Annotated in this window: 21 protein-coding genes; 14 read left to right on the forward strand and 7 right to left on the reverse strand. The window is 64.9% G+C overall.

Annotated features, from left to right (window positions below):
• The first annotated feature begins 107 nt into the window (after positions 1 to 107).
• From HAP54_RS19135 to HAP54_RS19175, 9 genes are all read left to right on the forward strand, one after another.
• On the forward strand, positions 108 to 260 hold the full coding sequence (locus HAP54_RS19135) for an aa3-type cytochrome c oxidase subunit IV (protein WP_029085508.1): 153 nt from the start codon (positions 108 to 110) through the stop codon (positions 258 to 260).
• A gap of 142 nt (positions 261 to 402) precedes the next feature.
• Complete coding sequence (locus tag HAP54_RS19140; protein ID WP_029085509.1) at positions 403 to 1,527, forward strand: Re/Si-specific NAD(P)(+) transhydrogenase subunit alpha; 1,125 nt, start codon at positions 403 to 405, stop codon at positions 1,525 to 1,527.
• Positions 1,528 to 1,538: 11 nt separating this feature from the next.
• A complete protein-coding gene (locus HAP54_RS19145) occupies positions 1,539 to 1,856 on the forward strand; it encodes a proton-translocating transhydrogenase family protein (RefSeq protein WP_016841609.1) in 318 nt (105 codons plus the stop codon).
• A 43-nt stretch (positions 1,857 to 1,899) separates the two neighbouring features.
• The gene (locus tag HAP54_RS19150; RefSeq protein WP_166214012.1) at positions 1,900 to 3,297 is read left to right on the forward strand and encodes an NAD(P)(+) transhydrogenase (Re/Si-specific) subunit beta; all 1,398 of its coding nucleotides are present in this window, start codon (positions 1,900 to 1,902) and stop codon (positions 3,295 to 3,297) included.
• A gap of 46 nt (positions 3,298 to 3,343) precedes the next feature.
• Positions 3,344 to 3,478 carry a hypothetical protein gene (locus tag HAP54_RS19155; protein WP_283843202.1) on the forward strand — a complete coding sequence of 45 codons (135 nt, stop codon included), beginning with the start codon at positions 3,344 to 3,346 and terminating at the stop codon, positions 3,476 to 3,478.
• Positions 3,479 to 3,492: 14 nt separating this feature from the next.
• The gene (locus HAP54_RS19160) at positions 3,493 to 4,311 is read left to right on the forward strand and encodes an alpha/beta hydrolase (protein WP_166308037.1); all 819 of its coding nucleotides are present in this window, start codon (positions 3,493 to 3,495) and stop codon (positions 4,309 to 4,311) included.
• 55 nt (positions 4,312 to 4,366) lie between these two features.
• Entirely contained in the window at positions 4,367 to 5,464 is a 1,098-nt protein-coding gene (locus HAP54_RS19165; RefSeq protein ID WP_166302743.1) for a calcium:proton antiporter, read from the forward strand.
• A 14-nt stretch (positions 5,465 to 5,478) separates the two neighbouring features.
• Positions 5,479 to 5,763, forward strand: a complete 285-nt coding sequence (locus tag HAP54_RS19170) for a cupin domain-containing protein (protein WP_166308040.1) — start codon at positions 5,479 to 5,481, stop codon at positions 5,761 to 5,763.
• A gap of 252 nt (positions 5,764 to 6,015) precedes the next feature.
• Positions 6,016 to 6,942, forward strand: coding sequence for a hypothetical protein (locus HAP54_RS19175; RefSeq protein ID WP_166302746.1), 927 nt, complete (start codon positions 6,016 to 6,018; stop codon positions 6,940 to 6,942).
• 33 nt (positions 6,943 to 6,975) lie between these two features.
• Here the strand turns inward: HAP54_RS19175 and HAP54_RS19180 are convergent, their stop codons facing one another.
• Together HAP54_RS19180 and rpsU are read right to left on the reverse strand one after the other, a co-directional pair.
• The gene (locus HAP54_RS19180; protein WP_224741867.1) at positions 6,976 to 7,554 is read right to left on the reverse strand and encodes a tetratricopeptide repeat protein; all 579 of its coding nucleotides are present in this window, start codon (positions 7,552 to 7,554) and stop codon (positions 6,976 to 6,978) included.
• 209 nt (positions 7,555 to 7,763) lie between these two features.
• Positions 7,764 to 8,060, reverse strand: coding sequence for a 30S ribosomal protein S21 (gene rpsU / locus HAP54_RS19185; RefSeq protein ID WP_029085516.1), 297 nt, complete (start codon positions 8,058 to 8,060; stop codon positions 7,764 to 7,766).
• 264 nt (positions 8,061 to 8,324) lie between these two features.
• Between rpsU and aqpZ the strand changes: the two genes are divergently transcribed.
• On the forward strand, positions 8,325 to 9,044 hold the full coding sequence (gene aqpZ / locus HAP54_RS19190) for an aquaporin Z (RefSeq protein ID WP_166214015.1): 720 nt from the start codon (positions 8,325 to 8,327) through the stop codon (positions 9,042 to 9,044).
• A 77-nt stretch (positions 9,045 to 9,121) separates the two neighbouring features.
• On the opposite strand, the gene HAP54_RS19195 is transcribed toward aqpZ, so the two are convergent.
• Complete coding sequence (locus HAP54_RS19195) at positions 9,122 to 10,225, reverse strand: 5-(carboxyamino)imidazole ribonucleotide synthase (RefSeq protein ID WP_166302752.1); 1,104 nt, start codon at positions 10,223 to 10,225, stop codon at positions 9,122 to 9,124.
• Entirely contained in the window at positions 10,222 to 10,710 is a 489-nt protein-coding gene (purE, locus tag HAP54_RS19200) for a 5-(carboxyamino)imidazole ribonucleotide mutase (protein WP_166302755.1), read from the reverse strand. The genes HAP54_RS19195 and purE overlap by 4 nt, the downstream gene beginning before the upstream one ends.
• A gap of 145 nt (positions 10,711 to 10,855) precedes the next feature.
• On the opposite strand from purE, the gene HAP54_RS19205 reads away from it, so the two are divergent.
• Both HAP54_RS19205 and HAP54_RS19210 read left to right on the forward strand, forming a co-directional pair.
• Positions 10,856 to 11,587: a GGDEF domain-containing protein gene (locus tag HAP54_RS19205; protein ID WP_166302757.1), complete on the forward strand. Its 732-nt coding sequence runs from the start codon at positions 10,856 to 10,858 to the stop codon at positions 11,585 to 11,587.
• A gap of 57 nt (positions 11,588 to 11,644) precedes the next feature.
• Positions 11,645 to 12,979, forward strand: coding sequence for an IS1182 family transposase (locus HAP54_RS19210; protein WP_166202952.1), 1,335 nt, complete (start codon positions 11,645 to 11,647; stop codon positions 12,977 to 12,979).
• Between the two features lie 59 nt (positions 12,980 to 13,038).
• On the opposite strand, the gene HAP54_RS19215 is transcribed toward HAP54_RS19210, so the two are convergent.
• Both HAP54_RS19215 and HAP54_RS19220 read right to left on the reverse strand, forming a co-directional pair.
• Entirely contained in the window at positions 13,039 to 13,161 is a 123-nt protein-coding gene (locus HAP54_RS19215; protein ID WP_283843276.1) for a hypothetical protein, read from the reverse strand.
• 450 nt (positions 13,162 to 13,611) lie between these two features.
• Positions 13,612 to 13,818, reverse strand: coding sequence for a YdcH family protein (locus HAP54_RS19220; protein WP_029085523.1), 207 nt, complete (start codon positions 13,816 to 13,818; stop codon positions 13,612 to 13,614).
• A 240-nt stretch (positions 13,819 to 14,058) separates the two neighbouring features.
• Between HAP54_RS19220 and HAP54_RS19225 the strand changes: the two genes are divergently transcribed.
• A complete protein-coding gene (locus HAP54_RS19225) occupies positions 14,059 to 14,244 on the forward strand; it encodes a YdcH family protein (protein ID WP_029085524.1) in 186 nt (61 codons plus the stop codon).
• An 85-nt stretch (positions 14,245 to 14,329) separates the two neighbouring features.
• On the opposite strand, the gene HAP54_RS19230 is transcribed toward HAP54_RS19225, so the two are convergent.
• Complete coding sequence (locus HAP54_RS19230; protein ID WP_283843201.1) at positions 14,330 to 15,580, reverse strand: NAD(P)/FAD-dependent oxidoreductase; 1,251 nt, start codon at positions 15,578 to 15,580, stop codon at positions 14,330 to 14,332.
• 111 nt (positions 15,581 to 15,691) lie between these two features.
• Between HAP54_RS19230 and HAP54_RS19235 the strand changes: the two genes are divergently transcribed.
• Positions 15,692 to 18,379 carry a sensor domain-containing protein gene (locus tag HAP54_RS19235; RefSeq protein WP_166302762.1) on the forward strand — a complete coding sequence of 896 codons (2,688 nt, stop codon included), beginning with the start codon at positions 15,692 to 15,694 and terminating at the stop codon, positions 18,377 to 18,379.
• Positions 18,380 to 18,459 lie beyond the last annotated feature (80 nt).

Below are 18,459 nucleotides of genomic sequence, written 5' to 3' on the forward strand. Positions count from 1 at the left end.
CGGGGACGATTTGCGCTTCAAATCACCCGATCGGGACCGCGCCGTTGCCCTGCCAACCCGTTTGCGGTAATGGCTCGCAGAACGCGAATTTCTGACTGGGGACAGCGATGGCAGACCATAGCGAAGTGGCCTACACGACGGCCGACGGCAACGACTACGTGGCGCATGAGCAGACCTATGAGGGGTTTCTCATCCTGGTCAAATACGGCAGCATCACCGTCGCCATCATTCTCGCCCTGATGGCGTATTTCCTGGTTTGATCCCTGATCGGCTACCGGCATCGCCGTCCCGCGGCGGTGCCAGAATTCCTGATCGAACCCGGATGTAAAAACCGGGTATCCAATCTGGCGAAAATAACGCTAGTTTGAAGACGCGTGCGCGGCTCGCGCCGCCGGAGGGCCCATGAAGATTGCCGTTGCCAAGGAAATTGATCCGTCCGAGCCGCGGGTTGCGGTCTCGCCTGACACCATCAAGAAGTTCAAGGCGATCGGCGCCGAGGTCGCGGTCGAGCCGGGCGCGGGCATCAAGTCCGGCCTACCCGATTCGGAGTTCACCGCGGTTGGCGCCACCGTCAGCGCCGATGCGCTCAAGGACGCCGACATCATCATCAAGGTGAAGCGGCCCGAGGCCTCCGAACTGTCGAAGTACAGGCGCGGTGCGCTGGTCATCGCGATCATGGATCCCTACGGCAATGATGCCGCGCTGAAGGCGATGGCCGATGCCGGCATTGCCGCCTTCGCGATGGAATTGATGCCGCGCATCACCCGCGCCCAGGTGATGGACGTCTTGTCCTCGCAGGCCAACCTGGCCGGCTACCGGGCTGTGATCGAGGGCGCCGAAGCCTTCGGCCGTGCCTTCCCGATGATGATGACCGCCGCCGGAACCATTCCGGCCGCGAAAGTGTTCGTGATGGGCGTCGGCGTTGCCGGCCTGCAGGCGATCGCGACCGCGCGGCGGCTCGGTGCCGTCGTCACCGCGACCGACGTGCGCCCCGCCACCAAGGAGCAGGTCGAATCGCTCGGCGCCAAATTCCTCGCCGTCGAGGACGAGGAGTTCAAGAACGCGCAGACCGCCGGCGGCTACGCCAAGGAAATGTCCAAGGAGTACCAGGCCAAGCAGGCCGCGCTGACCGCCGAGCACATCAAGAAGCAGGATATCGTCATCACGACCGCGCTGATCCCGGGCCGTCCGGCGCCGAAGCTGGTCACCGGTGAGATGGTGAAATCGATGAAGCCGGGCTCGGTGCTGGTCGATCTCGCGGTCGAGCGCGGCGGCAATGTCGAGGGCGCCAGGCCCGGCGAGGTCGTCGAGACGGATGGCATCAAGATCGTCGGCTACACCAATGTCGCCGGCCGCGTCGCCGCTTCGGCCTCGAGCCTGTACGCGCGCAATCTGTTCTCGTTCATCGAGACGATGGTCGACAAGGCCAACAAGGCGCTCGCGGTCAACTGGGACGACGAGCTGGTGAAGGCCACCGCGCTGACCAAAGACGGCGCCGTCATCCATCCCAACTTCCAGCCGAAGTAAGGAGAGAAGCCATGGAGCATCTCGCGCAGGCCGTCGATCCGTTCGTGTTCCGGCTGTCGATTTTCGTTCTCGCCGTGTTCGTCGGCTATTTCGTGGTGTGGTCGGTGACGCCTGCGCTGCACACGCCGCTGATGAGCGTGACCAATGCGATCTCGTCGGTGATCGTGGTCGGTGCGCTGCTCGCGGTCGGCGTCGGCATGGTGTCGAGCGGCTCGGGCTGGGCCCGCGGCTTCGGCTTTGTCGCGCTGATCTTCGCCTGCGTGAACATCTTCGGCGGCTTCCTTGTCACCCAGCGCATGCTGGCGATGTACAAGAAGAAAGCAAAGTGAGCGGCGTGCACCTCGGGGTGACGAAGACAAAGGGGGACCTGAGATGAACGCCAATCTGGCTGCTGCTCTGTATCTCGTGGCGGGGGTGCTGTTCATCCTGTCGCTGCGCGGCCTGTCGAGCCCGGCGTCGTCGCGCCAGGGCAACATGTTCGGCATGATCGGCATGGCGATCGCCGTCGCCACCACGCTGGCCAGCCATCCGCCGGCCGACGGCGTGGCCTGGCTGCTGGTCATCGTCGCGATCGCGATCGGCGGCGGCATCGGCGCGGTGATCGCGCGCCGCGTGCCGATGACCTCGATGCCCGAGCTCGTCGCCGCGTTCCACTCGCTGGTCGGCATGGCCGCGGTGCTGGTCGCCGCCGGCGCGTTCTATGCGCCTGAAGCCTTCGACATCGGCACGCCCGGCAACATCCATCCGCAGAGCCTGGTCGAGATGTCGCTCGGCGTCGCGATCGGCGCGCTGACCTTCACCGGCTCGGTGATCGCATTCCTGAAGCTGTCGGCCCGGATGAGCGGCGCGCCGATCATCCTGCCGTTCCGCCACGTCATCAACATCGTGCTGGCGCTGGCGCTGGTGTTCTTCATCGTCGGCCTCGTGTTGTCGGGCAGCGCGCTCGACTTCTGGCTGATCACCATCATCGCGCTGGCGCTCGGCGTGCTGATGATCATCCCGATCGGCGGCGCCGACATGCCGGTCGTGATCTCGATGCTGAACTCCTATTCCGGCTGGGCCGCGGCCGGCATCGGCTTCACGCTCGGCAACTCGGCGCTGATCATCACCGGCGCGCTGGTCGGCTCCTCCGGCGCGATCCTGTCCTACATCATGTGCCACGCGATGAACCGCTCGTTCATCTCGGTGATCCTCGGCGGCTTCGGCGGCGAGACCGCGGCCGCGGGCGGCGGCTCGGGCGAGCAGAAGCCCGCCAAGCTCGGCTCGGCTGACGATGCCGCCTTCATCATGAAGAACGCCTCCAAGGTCATCATCGTGCCCGGCTACGGCATGGCGGTGGCGCAGGCCCAGCACGCGCTGCGCGAGATGGGCGACATCCTGAAGAAGGAAGGCGTCGAGGTGAAATACGCCATTCACCCGGTGGCGGGGCGCATGCCCGGCCACATGAACGTGCTGCTGGCCGAGGCCAACGTGCCCTATGACGAGGTGTTCGAGCTCGAGGACATCAACTCCGAGTTCGCCCAGGCCGACATCGCCTTCGTGATCGGCGCCAACGACGTCACCAACCCGGCGGCGGAAGAGGACAAGACCTCGCCGATCTACGGCATGCCGGTGCTGCAGGTCTGGAAGGCCGGCACCGTGATGTTCATCAAGCGCTCGCTGGCATCCGGCTATGCCGGCATCGACAACCCGCTGTTCTACCGCGACAACACCATGATGTTGCTCGGCGACGCCAAGAAGGTCACCGAGAACATCGTCAAGGCGATGTAGGGCGGGCGCAATGGTGCTGAACCGGGAGTGGCATCGAACCCATCGCATGCCGCCCCGGGCCACGCGCGAGCAGCGCATCAAGTGGCATGTCGCGCATGCGGCGGCGTGTTCATGCCGGCCGGTGCCCGACAGCATCAAGGTGGACGTCGAGAAACTGCGCAAGCGCCGCGGCAAGACATAGAAGCGGCCACCGTGATGGCGCTGGCACTCGCAATCCTGAAATGGCTCGTGATCGCCGCGGTCGTCGTCTATCTCGGCGGGCTCTTGGTGCTGTTCGTCAAGCAGCGCGAATTGCTGTTTCCGATCCCACCGGTCGGGCGCACTGCGCCGGCAGCCGCAGGGTTTCCCGAGGCGGAAGAGCATGTCCTGACCACGGCCGACGGCGAGAAGGTCATCGTCTGGCATGTGCCGGCGAAGCCGGGCCGGCCTGTGGTGCTGTTCTTTCATGGCAATGGCGATTTCCTTGCCGGCCGCGTGGCGCGCTTCAAGGCCGTCACGGCCGACGGCACCGGGCTGGTGGCGCTGTCGTTTCGCGGCTACGCCGGGTCGAGCGGATCTCCGAGCGAGCAGGGGTTGCTGCAGGACGCCGCGGCGGCCTACGCGTTCACCACCGCGCGCTACCGCGCCGAGCAGATCGTGGCCTGGGGATTCTCGCTCGGCACCGGTGTCGCGGTCGCGCTCGCCGCCGAACATCCGATCGGCAGCCTGATCCTGGAGGCGCCCTACACATCGACCGCCGACGTCGCCGGCGCGCACTTCTGGTATGTGCCGGTCAGTCTGTTGATGCGCGATCAATTCCATTCCGACCGGCGAATCACCGGCGTCACCGCGCCGCTCCTGATCATGCACGGCAGCAGCGATCCGGTGATCCCGATCCGCTTCGGCGAGCGCCTGTTCGGTCTCGCCCGTGAGCCCAAGCAGTTCGTGCGTTTACCCGGGGGCGGGCACGACAATCTCGACGATTTCGGTGCGATGGAGACGGCGAGGCGGTTTATCGACGCCGCAAAAGGCTGACGGCGGCGATCGTCTGTCGCATAATCGGGCCGGTCGAATTGAGGGGGCTGACGACATGAGCGCACACGCACCGATGCCACGGTCGTCCTGGCTGTATCCCGTTCTGGCGATGCTGTTGTTCGTCGCGGTCACAGCGTCGGGCTACGCCTTCGCGCCGTCCGCGGCTGGCTGGCTGTTCGCGGCCGTGCTGCTCGTGATCCTGTTCGGCACCGTGTTTGCGGCCGTCCACCACGCCGAGATGATTGCCGAACGGATCGGCGAGCCGTTCGGCACGCTGCTGCTGACGCTTGCGGTGACGATCATCGAGGTGGCGCTGATCTCGACCATCATGCTGGGCGACACGCCGGCCCCGACCCTGGCGCGCGACACCGTGTTCGCGGTCGTGATGATCGTCTGCAACGGCCTGGTCGGGCTCTGCATCTTCATCGGCGGCTTGCGCTACCGCGAGCAGGATTTCCAGATCACCGGCGCCAACCTTTACCTCAGCGTGCTGTTCGTGCTCGCGACCATCACGCTGGATATGCCGAACTTCACGCTCACGGCGCCGGGGCCGGTCTATTCCACGGCCCAGCTCGCCGTCATCAGCGTCGTGACCCTGCTGCTCTATGCGGTGTTCCTGTACACCCAGACCATCCGCCACCGCGACTACTTCGTCAGCGGCGCCAATGAGGCGGCGGCGCATGGCGAGGTGATGTCGGACCGCATGACGGTGATCAGCGTTGTCCTGCTGCTGGCTTCCCTGCTGGCGGTGGTGCTGCTGGCCAAGAAGTTCTCGCTGGTGGTCGATGTCGTCACCGTCAAGATCGGGGCGCCGCCGGCCTTTGCCGGCCTGGTCGTGGCGGCGCTGATCCTGTTGCCGGAAAGCGTTGCCGCGGTGGCGGCGGCGCGCAAGAACGACCTGCAGAAGAGCATCAACCTCGCGCTCGGCTCGTCGATCGCCACCATCGGGCTCACCGTTCCCGCCGTGGCCGTTGCCGCCTATGCGCTCGACAAGCAGTTGGTGCTCGGGCTCAGCAACCAGCATATGCTGATCCTGCTGCTCACCTTCATGGTCAGCATGCTCACCTTCGGAACCGGCCGCACCAACATCCTGTTCGGGCTCGTTCACATGGTGGTGTTCGCCGTGTTCGTGTTCATGGTTTTCGTACCGTAGTGGAGAGAATGACGATGCTCAGCGCCAAATCGGACGTTCAGGTGGATACGGTGGAGGTCCGCGTGACCGAGTGGCGGCTCGCGCCGGGCAGCGCCACTGGCCACCACACCCATGAGATGGACTACGTCATCGTTCCGATCACGGCGGGCGAGATGACGATCGTGGCGCCGAACGGCGAGCGCTCCAAGGCGCAGCTCGCCGCCGGCAAGTCCTATTTCCGCAAGGCCGGGGTCCAGCACGACGTGCTCAACGAGACGGCCAGCGAGATCGTGTTCCTCGAGGTCGAACTCAAGCCCTGACGCGGCGCCTTAACCCTGCGCGCGCCGAATGGCAGGTCCGAGCCTGCGGGGCTGTGGAAATTCATAACCCGTTAACGGCTGCACGATGATCTAGCAGGTGGATGCGGCCTGCGCAGGGGGCGCCTCCGGCTGAAACCAAGATGACACCAAAGGTGACGGCGGAACGGGGGGGGGCCACCGATCCGTCGCAGTTGATCCCTGAATGTGCCTCAAAGTTCCAGCATGAAATACCGGGGCGGGGAGTGGCAGGTCATGCTGAGTTACCTGAAGAAATTCGTGATGGACATCTTACCCTCGGTGGCAGCGACCATCATCGGGGCGTACATCGTTAATCACTACATCGTGGCCAGGCCGGAAGCGCCGGCGGCCGCAGCCGTGACCGCCGCCGTGGATCCCAAAGCCGATCCGAAGGCCGCCGCCAAGCCCGCCGAAAAGTCCACCGTGGTCAGCAGTCTCCCGGAAGCCGGCGTGAAGGCCAAGGGCATGTCCGAGCGCACGCTGATCGAGCGCTCCGCGTCCGAGAAGGCCACCGTCACCGAGAAGCCGGCCGACCCCAAATCTGCTGACCCCAAGGCTGCTGACGTAAAGCCTGATGCGCCGGCCGATACCGCCAGCATCCCTGCCGATACGCGCCATCATCCAGTGGCGCCGAAGGCGGTCGCGAAGGCGGCGCCAGCTGCCGCGCCGCAGCCTTCCGCTCCTGCGACGTCAGCCGCGCCGGCCGAGGCCGCGGTCACGCCTGAGGAAAACCGCGACGCCAACGATCTTGCCCGCGCCGCCATCGAGCGGTTGCGCAAGGAGCGTCCGCAGGACGCTGCACGCACCGATCTTGCCCGGCTGCCTGACCAGCAGCGTCCGGCCGCCGCGTCGGCGATCCGGCCGTTGCCGCCGCCGATCATGGTGTCGAACCCGTCCGGCGAGAATGCCGATCAATCCTCGCAGCCGCGTCCGCCCTACGCCGCCAGCGCCCAAGATTCTAACCGAGATTCGAACCGGGATTCGAACCGGCTGACGCCGCCGGCCGATATTCCTGTTCCGGTGCTGCAGGCCCCGCTCGACCTGCGTGCCGACGCCGCCATGCCGGCGCCCAAGAACGAGCGGACCAACGAGCGCACCTCGGTGACCGACGACATGTTCTCCGGCATGAAGTCGATGTTCCACGCCGTCTTGCCGAAGTAAGCCGAACTCGCCGAAGTAAGCCGAACAATTCAATTATCCGCCGGTGCGCGCCAGCCCGCTGCGCGCGGTCTCGTCCCTTGGCCGCAGCGCCAGCGCGCGATTATAGGACACCGCCGCCTTGGCCTTGTCGCCGAGACGCTCATAGGCTTGGCCGCGCGCGCTCCACGCCGCAACATTGTTGGGATCAGCCTGCACGGCCTCGTCGAGATCGGCGACGGCCTGGTTGGCCTTGTCGAGCGCGAGGTAGCTGGTGGCGCGGCTGACCAGAGGCTCGGCCTTCTGCGGCGACAGCCCGCTGGCCGCCGTGAAATCGTCGATCGCCTGCTGATGTTGCCCGCGGCCCTGATAGATCAGGCCACGGCCGTACAGAGCCTGGATGTTGTAGGGATCGGTCGTCAGCGCTTGCTCAAATTCGGCCTGCGCCTCGTCGAGCTTGCCGGAATGCGCCAGCATCTGGCCGCGCGTGGCGTGATCCTTGGCGCTGTTGATGTCCTGCGGCGTGATCTTGTCGGCAGCCGGCTTGTCGGCGGTGGCAGCCGGTTTCGGCTTGTCGTTCGAGCCCCATGATCCCAAGCCGAAGGAGCAGCCTCCGAGCGGCAGGCCGAGAGCCACTGCAACGATGATGAGTTGCGATGCGCGACGGCGGTGCGCAGTCCCTGGATGTACTGGTCCTGGGGGAAGGGGGCGGAGCGCCGAAGCAGCCATTATGCAAAACGCTCCTGCCGGTAATTTTGCATTGGTACCCCGGAACGAGGCTCGCTTCAAAACGACAACGCGGGCCCGGGGCCCGCGCTGTTAGACTTCCAAATCTGCAAAACGGTTCAGCGGGGGCCGCGACCAGCGCCCGGACCACCAGGACGGCCACCGCGATCGCCACCCGGACCAGCGCCAAACACCGGCTTCGGCTTCATCGGCAGCAGGCCTTCGCGCTGCAGCTTCTTGCGCGCCAGCTTGCGTGCACGGCGCACGGCTTCGGCCTTTTCGCGAGCCTTCTTCTCAGAGGGCTTTTCGTAGTGACCGCGGAGCTTCATCTCGCGGAAAATGCCCTCGCGCTGCATCTTCTTCTTCAGCGCCTTGAGAGCTTGGTCGACATTGTTATCGCGGACGAGAACCTGCACGCGGCATCCTCTTTTGAATTGATCGGTTCGGAATTCTGGCGAGGTGAAGGGGCGGCAAAAGGCCTGCCTCTTAACCCTAGGCGCGCGCATGTATCAGACAAACGCGCAGATGTCCACCGGTCGAGTGACTTTCGGGCCTAGTAAAGCCACGAAATGGGGCGAAAATGCCTTTGTGCGGCCCTGATTTGGGTGATTTGGCGCCGGGATGGGGGCCGTTCCCGGAGTTTTGAGAACTTCGGACATTGGAAATAGGGGAGATGCCACATGGCGATGAAGAAATACGCGGCCGAGGCCATCGGTACGTTCTGGCTCACATTTGCCGGCTGCGGCAGCGCGGTGATCGCGGCCGGCTTTCCGCAGGTCGGCATCGGCCTGGTCGGCGTGTCACTGGCGTTCGGGCTCAGCGTGGTCACCATGGCCTATGCGATTGGCCATATCTCGGGCTGCCACCTCAACCCGGCTGTCACGGTCGGGCTGGCTGCGGGCGGGCGTTTTCCGGGCGGCCAGGTGCTGCCCTACATCATCGCGCAGGTCGTGGGTGCCATCATCGCGGCCTGGCTGCTCTATGTGATCGCCAGCGGCGCGCCCGGCTTCGACGTCAGCAAGGGCTTCGCCTCCAACGGCTATGACGCGCATTCACCCGGCCAGTACAGCATGGTGGTGTGCTTCATCACCGAAGTGGTGATGACCATGATGTTCCTGTTCATCATCATGGGATCGACCCATGGCAAGGCGCCTGCCGGCTTCGCGCCGCTCGCGATCGGCCTTGCGCTGGTGATGATCCATCTGGTCAGCATTCCCGTCACCAACACCTCGGTGAACCCGGCGCGCAGCACCGGGCCGGCACTGTTCGTCGGCGGCTGGGCGGTGGCGCAGCTCTGGATGTTCTGGGTCGCACCGCTGATCGGCGGTGCCTTGGGCGGCGTGATCTATCGCTGGCTCAGCGACGAGCCGACCGGTGTCGTCGCCGGCGTCAAGACCTGACCGGCAAAACGGGATCGTGGCTGCCACGATCCCGGTTCCATCGATCTGTCGCGAATGCCGCTGCGAAGCGTGGCGGATCAAGGCTTGCGGGGCGGCGTCACTTCGATGACGTGCCCCATCTTGCGGCCGGGGCGCGGCGTGCCCTTGCCATAGAGATGCACGGTGGCGCCGGGGACGGTGAGCCACTGCTCGTAGCTCAGGATATCGTCGCCGATCAGGTTGGTCATGGTGACCTCGCCATGGCGCACCGGCTTGCCGAGCGGCCAGCCGGCAATCGCGCGGATGTGCTGCTCGAACTGTGAGATCGAGGCGCCGTCGAGCGTCCAGTGGCCGGAATTGTGCACGCGTGGCGCGATCTCGTTGACCAGCACCGTCGCCGCGCCATTGCCAGGCACGACAAACATCTCCACTGCAAGCACGCCGACATAGTCGAGTGCCGTGGCGATCTTTTCGGCGATCGCCCGCGCCTGTGCAGCAAGCTCCTTGGGGATTGCGGCGGGCGCGCGGGAAATTTTCAGGATGTGGTCGCGATGCTCGTTCTCGGTGACGTCGAAGCACTCGACCTCGCCGGAAGCGGAGCGCGCCGCGATCACCGAGATCTCGCGCTCGAACGGCACAAAGGCCTCGAGGATCGCCGACTTGGTGCCGAGGTCCTGCCAGACCTGTTCGAGGTCGTCGCCGTCGCGGATGATCGCCTGGCCCTTGCCGTCATAGCCGAAGCGGCGGGTCTTGATCACCGCGGGCAGGCCGATCCCTTCGATCGCCGCGCGCAGCGTCGCGACCGAGGAGACGTCGGCATAATCAGCGGTGCCGATGCCGAGCTTGCTGACGAAATCCTTCTCGATCAGCCGGTCCTGCGTGGTCTCGAGGATCTTCTGCGCCGGCAGCACAGGGCGTCGCGCGGCGAGCACCATCGCGGTCGCGGCCGGGACGTTCTCGAACTCATAGGTGACGACGTCGACGTCGTTGGCGAACAGTTCGAGCGCCTCGACGTCGGCATATTCCGCGCAAGTCGCGTTCTGCACCACGTCGAAGGCGGGCGAGTCCGGGTCCGGCGAAAACACCTGGCAGCGGAGCCCGAGGCGCGCTGCGGCCATCGCCAGCATCCGGCCCAATTGTCCGCCGCCGAGGATTCCAATGGTGTCGCCCGGCTTCAGCTTCACTGCGTTTGAAGCCGTCACGCCGTGCCCTCCGGATGGTCCTTGACCGCGTCGGTCTGCAGCTGTCGCCAGGCCGCAAGCCGGCCGGCCAAAGCAGCATCGTTGAGCGCGAGCACGCTTGCCGCGAGCAAGGCGGCATTGATCGCGCCGGCCTTGCCGATCGCGAGCGTTCCGACCGGGATCCCGGCCGGCATCTGTACGATCGAATAGAGCGAATCGACACCGGACAGCGCCTTCGACTCGACGGGAACCCCGAACACCGGCAGCTCCGTCAGCGCGGCCGCCATGCCCGGCAGATGGGCCGCGCCGCCGGCGCCGGCGATGATCACCTTGTGGCCGGCAGCCTTGGCGCCCTTGGCGAAGGCATAGAGCCGATCGGGGGTGCGGTGGGCCGAAACAATGCGCGTTTCGCAGGCAATGCCGAGCGCAGCCAGCGTGTCGGCGGCGTGGCGCATGGTCCCCCAGTCGGACTGACTTCCCATGATGATGGCGATCGGAGCGGTCATCTCTTCAATTCTGTGCAGGAATCCAAAAGCATAGGCCGATTATAGGGGCGGCCCGGGCGTCATCCAAGGCGTGGCAAGGGAGTTAGAATGGACTATCCTGTCTTGGTGAATCCCGGCAAGCCTTCATAAGCAGGCCTCAACAAGGATGCGCATGAAGAAGAAGACGACGGCGGCCGCCTCGGGGGCATCGAAACGACGCAAAGGCACGACGGCCGCGCGCAAATCCGGGCCGGGCAGGGCTGGAAGCAAGCAGGCTGGAAGCGAACAGGCTGGAACAAAACGGGCTGGAACCGAAGCGTCCACGCGCGGGGCGGTCGCATCCGGCGACAAATCGACGATCCGCAGGCTGAGGGCACAGCTGGCGCGGGCCCAGGCCCGGATCGAGGAGCTGCAGGCCTCGTCCGAGACCGACTTCCTGCTCGACATCCTGAACCGGCGCGGCTTCGAGCGCGAGCTCGCCCGTTCGCTCTCCTTCATCAAGCGCTATCACGCCTCCGGCGCGCTGATCGTGCTCGACGTCGACCGTCTCAAGCCGATCAACGACAGCTTCGGGCATGCAGCGGGCGACGAGGTGCTGAAGGCGATCGTTGCCGCGATATCGGATCAGGTGCGTGCGTCCGACGTGGTCGGCCGTCTCGGCGGCGACGAGTTTGCCGTGCTGCTGTGGAATCTCAGCGAGACCGATGCGAGGGCCAAGGCCGCGGCGCTGGAGGAGGCGATCGACCGCCTGACCTTCATGTTCCGTGGCAACCACGTTTCTGCTGGCGCCTCCGCAGGGGTGGCGATCCTCACCACACATTCGGATGTCGAGCGCGTCCTCGATGAGGCCGACCGGGCGATGTATGTGCGCAAGGCGCAGCGGCGCCACGAATCCTAGGAGCTTGTCTGGATAGTCGCTGTTCAAATCTGGTCGGGTCTGATTCAACATTGGGCGATGAGCAAGTATTTTCGGCCTTGGAACATCGATCAGACGCTGCTTCTGCCGCCGAATGTGCAGGACTTCGTGCCGAAAGGCCATGTCTCGCGGTTTATGGTTGATCTGGTGCGGGAGAGCCTCGATCTCAGGGAGATCATGGGCAGCTATGTGAGCGGGCTTGGGCAGCCGCCGTTTGATCCGCGGATGATGGTGGCGCTGCTGCTGCATAGCTATGCGAGTGGGCTGTATTCGTCGCGTCGGATTGCCAAGGCCTGCCGGGAGCGGAACGATTTTGTGATGATCGTGGCGCTGGATGCGCCGGATTTTCGGACGATCAGCGACTTTCGCAAGCGACATTTGAAGGCGCTCGGCGCGCTATTCGTGCAGGTTCTGAAGTTGTGCGAGACGGCCGGGCTGGTCAAGCTCGGTCATGTCGCGCTGGATGGTACGAAGATCAAGGCGAACGCGTCGAAACACAAGGCGATGAGTTATGAGCGCATGAAGAAGCGCGAGGCGGAATTGAAGGCCGAGGTCGCTCGCATGCTGGCGGCCGCCGAGGCGGCGGATGCCTCGGAGGATGAGACTTTCGGCAACAGCGACGAACTGCCGGACTGGACCGTCGACAAGCAGAAACGGCTGGCGAAGATCCAGCAAGCGATGGCGGCGCTGGAAGCGGACGCCAAACTGGCGGCGGAGGAAGAGCGCCGCATCGAGGCCGAAAAGGAACAGCAGCGCCAGGCCGAAGGCCGCAAGAAGCCGGGCAAACCGGCGGCGCTGCCATCGGAGGAACCCAATCCCAAGGCGCAACGCAACTTCACCGATCCGGAAAGCCGCATCATGAAGTCGAAGGATGGCTTCGTTCAGGCCTATAATGCCCAGGCGGCCGTCGATGCACATGCCCAGATCATTGTCGCGCAAGAACTGACCCAGCACGGCAGCGATCAGGGCCAGTTGGTGCCCCTGATCGAGGCCATCGAGAGCAATCTTGGCCGCAAGCCGCGGCAGGCCTCAGCGGATTCCGGCTACTGCAGCGAAGCCAATCTCGAAGCGCTCGACACACGCAGCATCGATGGCTATGTCGCGCCCGGACGCGCCAAGCACCCGACAGTAGCGAACGGAAAAGTCGGCGGCCCGCTGACACAGGCCATGCGAAAGAAGATCGACGATGGCGGCTTCGAAACACCCTACCGATTGCGAAAGCAAGTGGTGGAGCCGGTGTTCGGGCAGATCAAACAGGCAAGAGGCTTCCGCCAGTTCCTGTTGCGGGGCATCGAGAAAGTGCGCGCCGAGTGGACAATGATCTGCACCGTCCATAACCTCCTCAAGCTGTTCAACCTCGCAAACGCAGCCTGAGCCTGCTACTCTACAACAAATGCCCGTCACGAAAACATATCTGGACGGGCTCCTAGGGATTAGAGCGCGCTCAGATCCTCCGGCACGTTGCCGTAGGCCCGTAACAGCTTGGCGTCGCCGAATTCGCCGATCGCAGGATCGCCGGTGCGGCTGAATGCGACCGCGCCGATGCTGCCGGGCATTCGCGACATCGTCTCCGCACGGCGCAGAGTCAAGCATGCTTCCGCCTTCGCGAGTGATCGCCCGCAACGGCCCGGACAGCCGCTTTCCTAATCGCTTCTTAACGATGTAGACTTCATATGCACGATAGCGTGCACACCGCCCGCACAGTTCGGAAGCACGGCGTATGGACGACTTAGAGCAACGCTGCGAGTCCTGCGATCTCACGAGGCGCTGGATCGGCGCCGAGATGCTGAACAGCGACTACGAGGCGATGGCCCTCCAGTGCCCGGGGTGCAAGTCGATCCTGCGGCTCGTGGTGCCACGGCCGAAGCGACCGCGAAGCGGCCCGTCCTGATCTATCCTCATTCCCCGCCGGTGCCACGAATGTGAAGCCGGCACGCGAACTGTGGATGACGGGGAAAACTGCCGTCTGATTTTGAATCGGGTCGCCGAACCGCGCGCCGCGCGCATCAGGCGATGATGTCGGGCGTGATCTGGTCTTCGATGAAGGCGATGCGATCGCGCAATTGCAGCTTCCGCTTCTTCAAGCGTTGCAGCATCAGGAGATCCGGCGCCGGAGACTGATGCAGCGCGTCGATCGCGGCATCGAGGTCGCGGTGCTCTTGTTGCAGACGCGCGAGCTCGGCGTGGAGTTCGCGCTCATCCTGATCGTTCATGGTTGTGTATTAACTGATAAGCACGATGAGATTGCTGCGGCCGAAGCAGCCGCTTGCTGGAATATCCTCCCTGCGCGCGCGCCGCGCAAGCCGAACCGGTTCCATAGTCACGATTGGTTACAGATAAACCGAAACACGTGCATGCGGCATTTCGCTTTCCCCGTCGACAGCGCCGTCCACTTGTGTACACTCGGGAGTCCGGATCGAACCTGAGGTTTAACGCACCGAGGAGTGTTCGCAATGGCAATACAGGCCCATCTCGTTGAGTTGGAGCGTAAGCACAAAATACTCGAAAACGAACTGCACGAAGCGCTCGTGCACCCCTCAGTCGACGACCTGCATATTTGCGAGCTGAAGCGCCGCAAGTTGATGGTCAAGGATCAAATCGAGCGGTTGAAGAGTTCCGCGGACGATACGGTCCACTAGTTCCCCACCAACATCAACCAAGCTTATCTGCCGCCGGATGGACGCTTGAGCGCGACCATCCCCCGGCAGGCTATGCTGCGTATGCTCAGAGCTCGGCCAGGTCGCCGACATGATCGGCGACCGCGAGCGATGACGTTAGTCCGGGTGATTCAATCCCGAACAGGTTGATCAGGCCGGCGACGCCGTGGTCGGCCGGCCCCTGGATCAGGAAATCCTGGGTCGCCACCGCGGGCGGCACGATCTTGGGCCGGATTCCCGAATAGCTCGGCATCAGCGCGCCATCCGGCAGGGTCGGCCAGTATTTCCGGATCGCCGGATAGAACCGCTCGGCCCGCGCCGGATCGACGGCGTAGTCAATGTGATCGATCCATTCGACGTCAGGGCCGAACCTTGCCTGTCCGGCCATGTCGAGCGTCAGGTGCACGCCGAGCCCGCCGGGCTCCGGCACCGGATAGATCAGGCGCGAGAACGGCGCACGGGCGCTGCAGCTGAAGTAATTGCCCTTGGCCAAATATGCCGTTGGAATCAATTCGATCGGCATGCCCTCGACACCGCGGGCGACCGCCGTGGCGCCGAGGCCGGCGGCATTGACCAGGAGGTCGCAGGCGAGCGTCATCGGCGCTGCGCCGCCGGCCTCGATCTCGAACCCGTTGGCGGTGGCCCGGGCGTGCAGCAGCGGCGTGTGGAACGCGAATGCCGCGCCGGCGGCCTCGGCGTCGCCACGCAGCGCCAGCATATAGGCATGGCTGTCGATGATCCCGGTCGAGGGCGACAACAGCGCGGCGTCGCAATTCAGCGCCGGCTCCAGCGCACGCGCGGCTTCGCCTGACAACAGCTGCATGTCGTCGACGCCGTTGGCCTCGGCATGCGAGCGGATCGACTGCAGCTTCTCGGTCTCCGCAGCTGTGGTGGCGACGATCAGCTTGCCGCAATTCTTGTGCGGCACGCCGTGCTCGGCGCAGTAGCGATAAAGCGCCCGCTTGCCGCTGACGCACATCCGCGCCATCAGGCTGCCGGCGCGGTAGTAGATGCCGGCGTGGATCACCTCGCTGTTTCGCGACGAGGTCACGGTGCCGATCGCCTCGGCCTCCTCGATCACAATCACTTCGCGGCCGGCCTGTGCCAGCCGGCGCGCCACGGCGAGGCCGATCACCCCCGCACCGACGATCACGCAATCAACCCTGTCCATCTCGTCCTTCAGGTCCGAATATTTCTGCGCATTGCAGGCTTGCCGCCCCGCGCCAGCATCGTTCAGCCGATCCCGCGCATTTGAGCAAGTGCTTGGGCCATCTCGAATAGTTGGGGAGCCATGCCCTGTTAGTGGAGCATTAATCATGTCAGGGCAATTGCCGCATATTAAGTCGCATTTTCCGGTTGCATCCCTACGCGTTTACCCGATCCAAACCGCCGGAGCCGGACACTCGCACCGGAAATCCGCGGGTGAATGATGGCTCACAGGAAGTGGCAGGCGGGCGGGAAGAATTCGATTCCGGCAACGGCCGTGCTTTGCCTGATTGCCGCCGTCGCGCCGTGCGCTTCAGCCCGAGCCGGCACCGGCGCATTCGCGCCGTTGACCTATCTCGGTGACCTCGACCCCGGCGTGGTCTGGGAGCTTTTGATCGGCAGCGTGGTGCTCGCGTCCTTCTTCGGTGCGGTCGGGCTCTGGATCCTCTCGGCCCTGCGCAAGGCCAAGCGCGCGCAGCTGCGGCGCAACGCCTTCGTCTCGTCGGCGCTCAACCATCTGAACCAGGGCGTCGTGATGACGGATGCGCGCGCGCGCATCGTGTTCTGCAACGACCGCTATCTGGAAATCTATGGCCTGTCGCGCGCCGATATCCGCCGCAACATGACCGGCACCGAGCTGCTGGAGCTGCGCCGCAGCCGCGGCGTGCTCGACATCAGCTCCGGGGATTTCTTCGCCAGGGCAGCCGCACCGGAGGGGCTGGTCACCGAACTGCCCGGCGGCAGGTCGGTGCTGGTGAGATATTTTCCGCTGCCGAACGGCGGCTCGGTCGCAACGGATCTCGATTGCACCGACCAGCGCAAGCTGTCGCGCAAGCTCGCCTCGACCACGCAATTCCTGGAATCGGTGCTCGACAACGTTCCGGTCTGCGTTGCGGCCAAGAACATCGAGGACGGCCGCTACATCTTCGCCAACCGCGCATTCGAGCGCTTCTCGCGTTTCTCGCGCGAGCACATCGTGGGCAAGCGCGCCGACGAGATCTTCCGTCCCGAGACCGCGGTCAGCATCGACACCGCCGACCGTGCGGCGCTGAACGCGCCGGAAGGCTATCACCGCAGCGAATTCTTCGTGGAACGCGGTTCGGAGAAGCGCATCCTGGCCTCGAACCGGGTGATCGCCCGCAACGAGGCCGGCGAACCGGAATTCCTGATCGCGCTGTTCGAGGACGTCACCGACCGCCGCTCGCTGTCGCGCGAGCTCGAGAACAACAAGAAATTCCTCGAGCTCGTGGTCGACAACATCCCGGTCTCGCTGATCGTCCAGCGCGTCAGCGACGGCCGCTATCTGCTTGCCAACCGCAGCGCCGAGACGATCCTCAATCGCCGCCGCGAGGACGCCGCCGGCCTGACCGCGTCCGACATCTTCAACGCGCGCGAAGCCAAGCTGATCGTCGCCCGCGACGAGGCCGCGATCAGGAAGCGCAGCATGATCGCCGAGGAGCACCCGATCTCGACCAAGGACGGCCTGCGGCTGTTCCTGACCCGCCGCATGACCGTGCTCGACGATGTCGGTGAGCCGCAATATCTGATCAAGACCCATGAGGACGTCACCGATCGGCGCCAGACCGAGTCGCGCATGGCGCATATGGCCTATCACGACGGCCTGACCGATCTGCCGAATCGCGCCGCCTTCCTGCAGGCGCTGACCCAGATGATCGAGGCCTGCGCCGGCACCGACGAGGAGTTCGCGGTGCTCTGCGTCGACCTCGACGGGCTGAAGGAGATCAACGACGTCTACGGCCATGCGATGGGCGACAAGGTGCTGATCGAGGTCGCGCAACGCCTGCAAAGCGCGGCGCGCGGCGGCGTGGTCGCACGCCTGTCCGGCGACGAATTCGGCCTCATCATCGACGGCAAGCAGCCTGCCGCCGGCATTGCGCTGGCCGAGCAGGCCGCCGAGGCCCTCGCGGAGGATTTTGCGATCGATAGCAAGTCGGTGCGCACCGGCCTCACCACCGGCATCGCGGTGTTTCCGCACAACGGATCCGACGCTGCCTCGCTGCTGGCCAATTCCGGCGCGGCGCTGTTCCGCGCCAAGGCGAAATCGCGCGGTACGATCTCGATCTTCGAGCCGGAGATGGATCAGCAGATTCGCGATCGCCGGGTGTTGCACCAGGAGCTGTCGGTCGCGATCAAGAACGGCGAATTGTCGCTCTACTACCAGCCGCAAGCGGCTACTGGCGCGAGCGTTGCGGGCAGCGAGATCATCGGCTTTGAGGCGCTGGCGCGCTGGCACCATCCGGTGCGCGGCTTCGTGCCGCCCAGCGACTTCATTCCGCTCGCGGAAGAAAGCGGCCTGATCGTCGAGATGGGCGAATGGATCCTGCGCGAAGCCTGCCGGGAAGCGGCCTCCTGGGCGGCTCCGCTGCAGGTCGCGGTCAACCTGTCGCCGGCACAATTCACCCATGGCGACCTCGTCGGCCTCGTCCATTCGATCCTGCTCGAGACCGGGCTGACGCCCGACCGGCTCGAGCTCGAAATCACGGAAGGCGTGCTGATCGAGGATTTCGACCGCGGCCTGTCGCTGCTGCGGCGGCTGAAGGCGCTCGGCGTCCGCATCTCGATGGACGATTTCGGCAGCGGCTACTCCTCGCTGAGCTACCTGCAGGCGTTCCCGTTCGACAAGATCAAGATCGACCGCGCCTTCGTCATCAATCTCGGCCGCAATCCGCAATCGGCCGCGATCGTCCGCGCGGTCATCGATCTCGGCCACGGCCTCGAAATGTCGATCGTCGCCGAAGGCGTCGAGACCGAGGCGCAGCTCCTCTTCCTGTCGGAAGAAGGCTGCGACGCGGTGCAGGGCTATCTGATCGGCAGGCCGGCCCCGATCGGTCAATTTGCCGCGCTGGTCGGCGGCGACCATCTTGCGGAATCCGTGCGCAAAGCCGGGTAGCCGGGCCTGAACCTTTGGAGCCGGTTGCCGGCTGGCTTGCCATTCATTGCACCTCCGGCTACCGTCGACACACCGCATCA

The sequence above is a fragment of the Bradyrhizobium sp. 2S1 genome, assembly GCF_011516625.5.
GTDB classification, from domain to species: Bacteria; Pseudomonadota; Alphaproteobacteria; order Rhizobiales; family Xanthobacteraceae; genus Bradyrhizobium; species Bradyrhizobium septentrionale.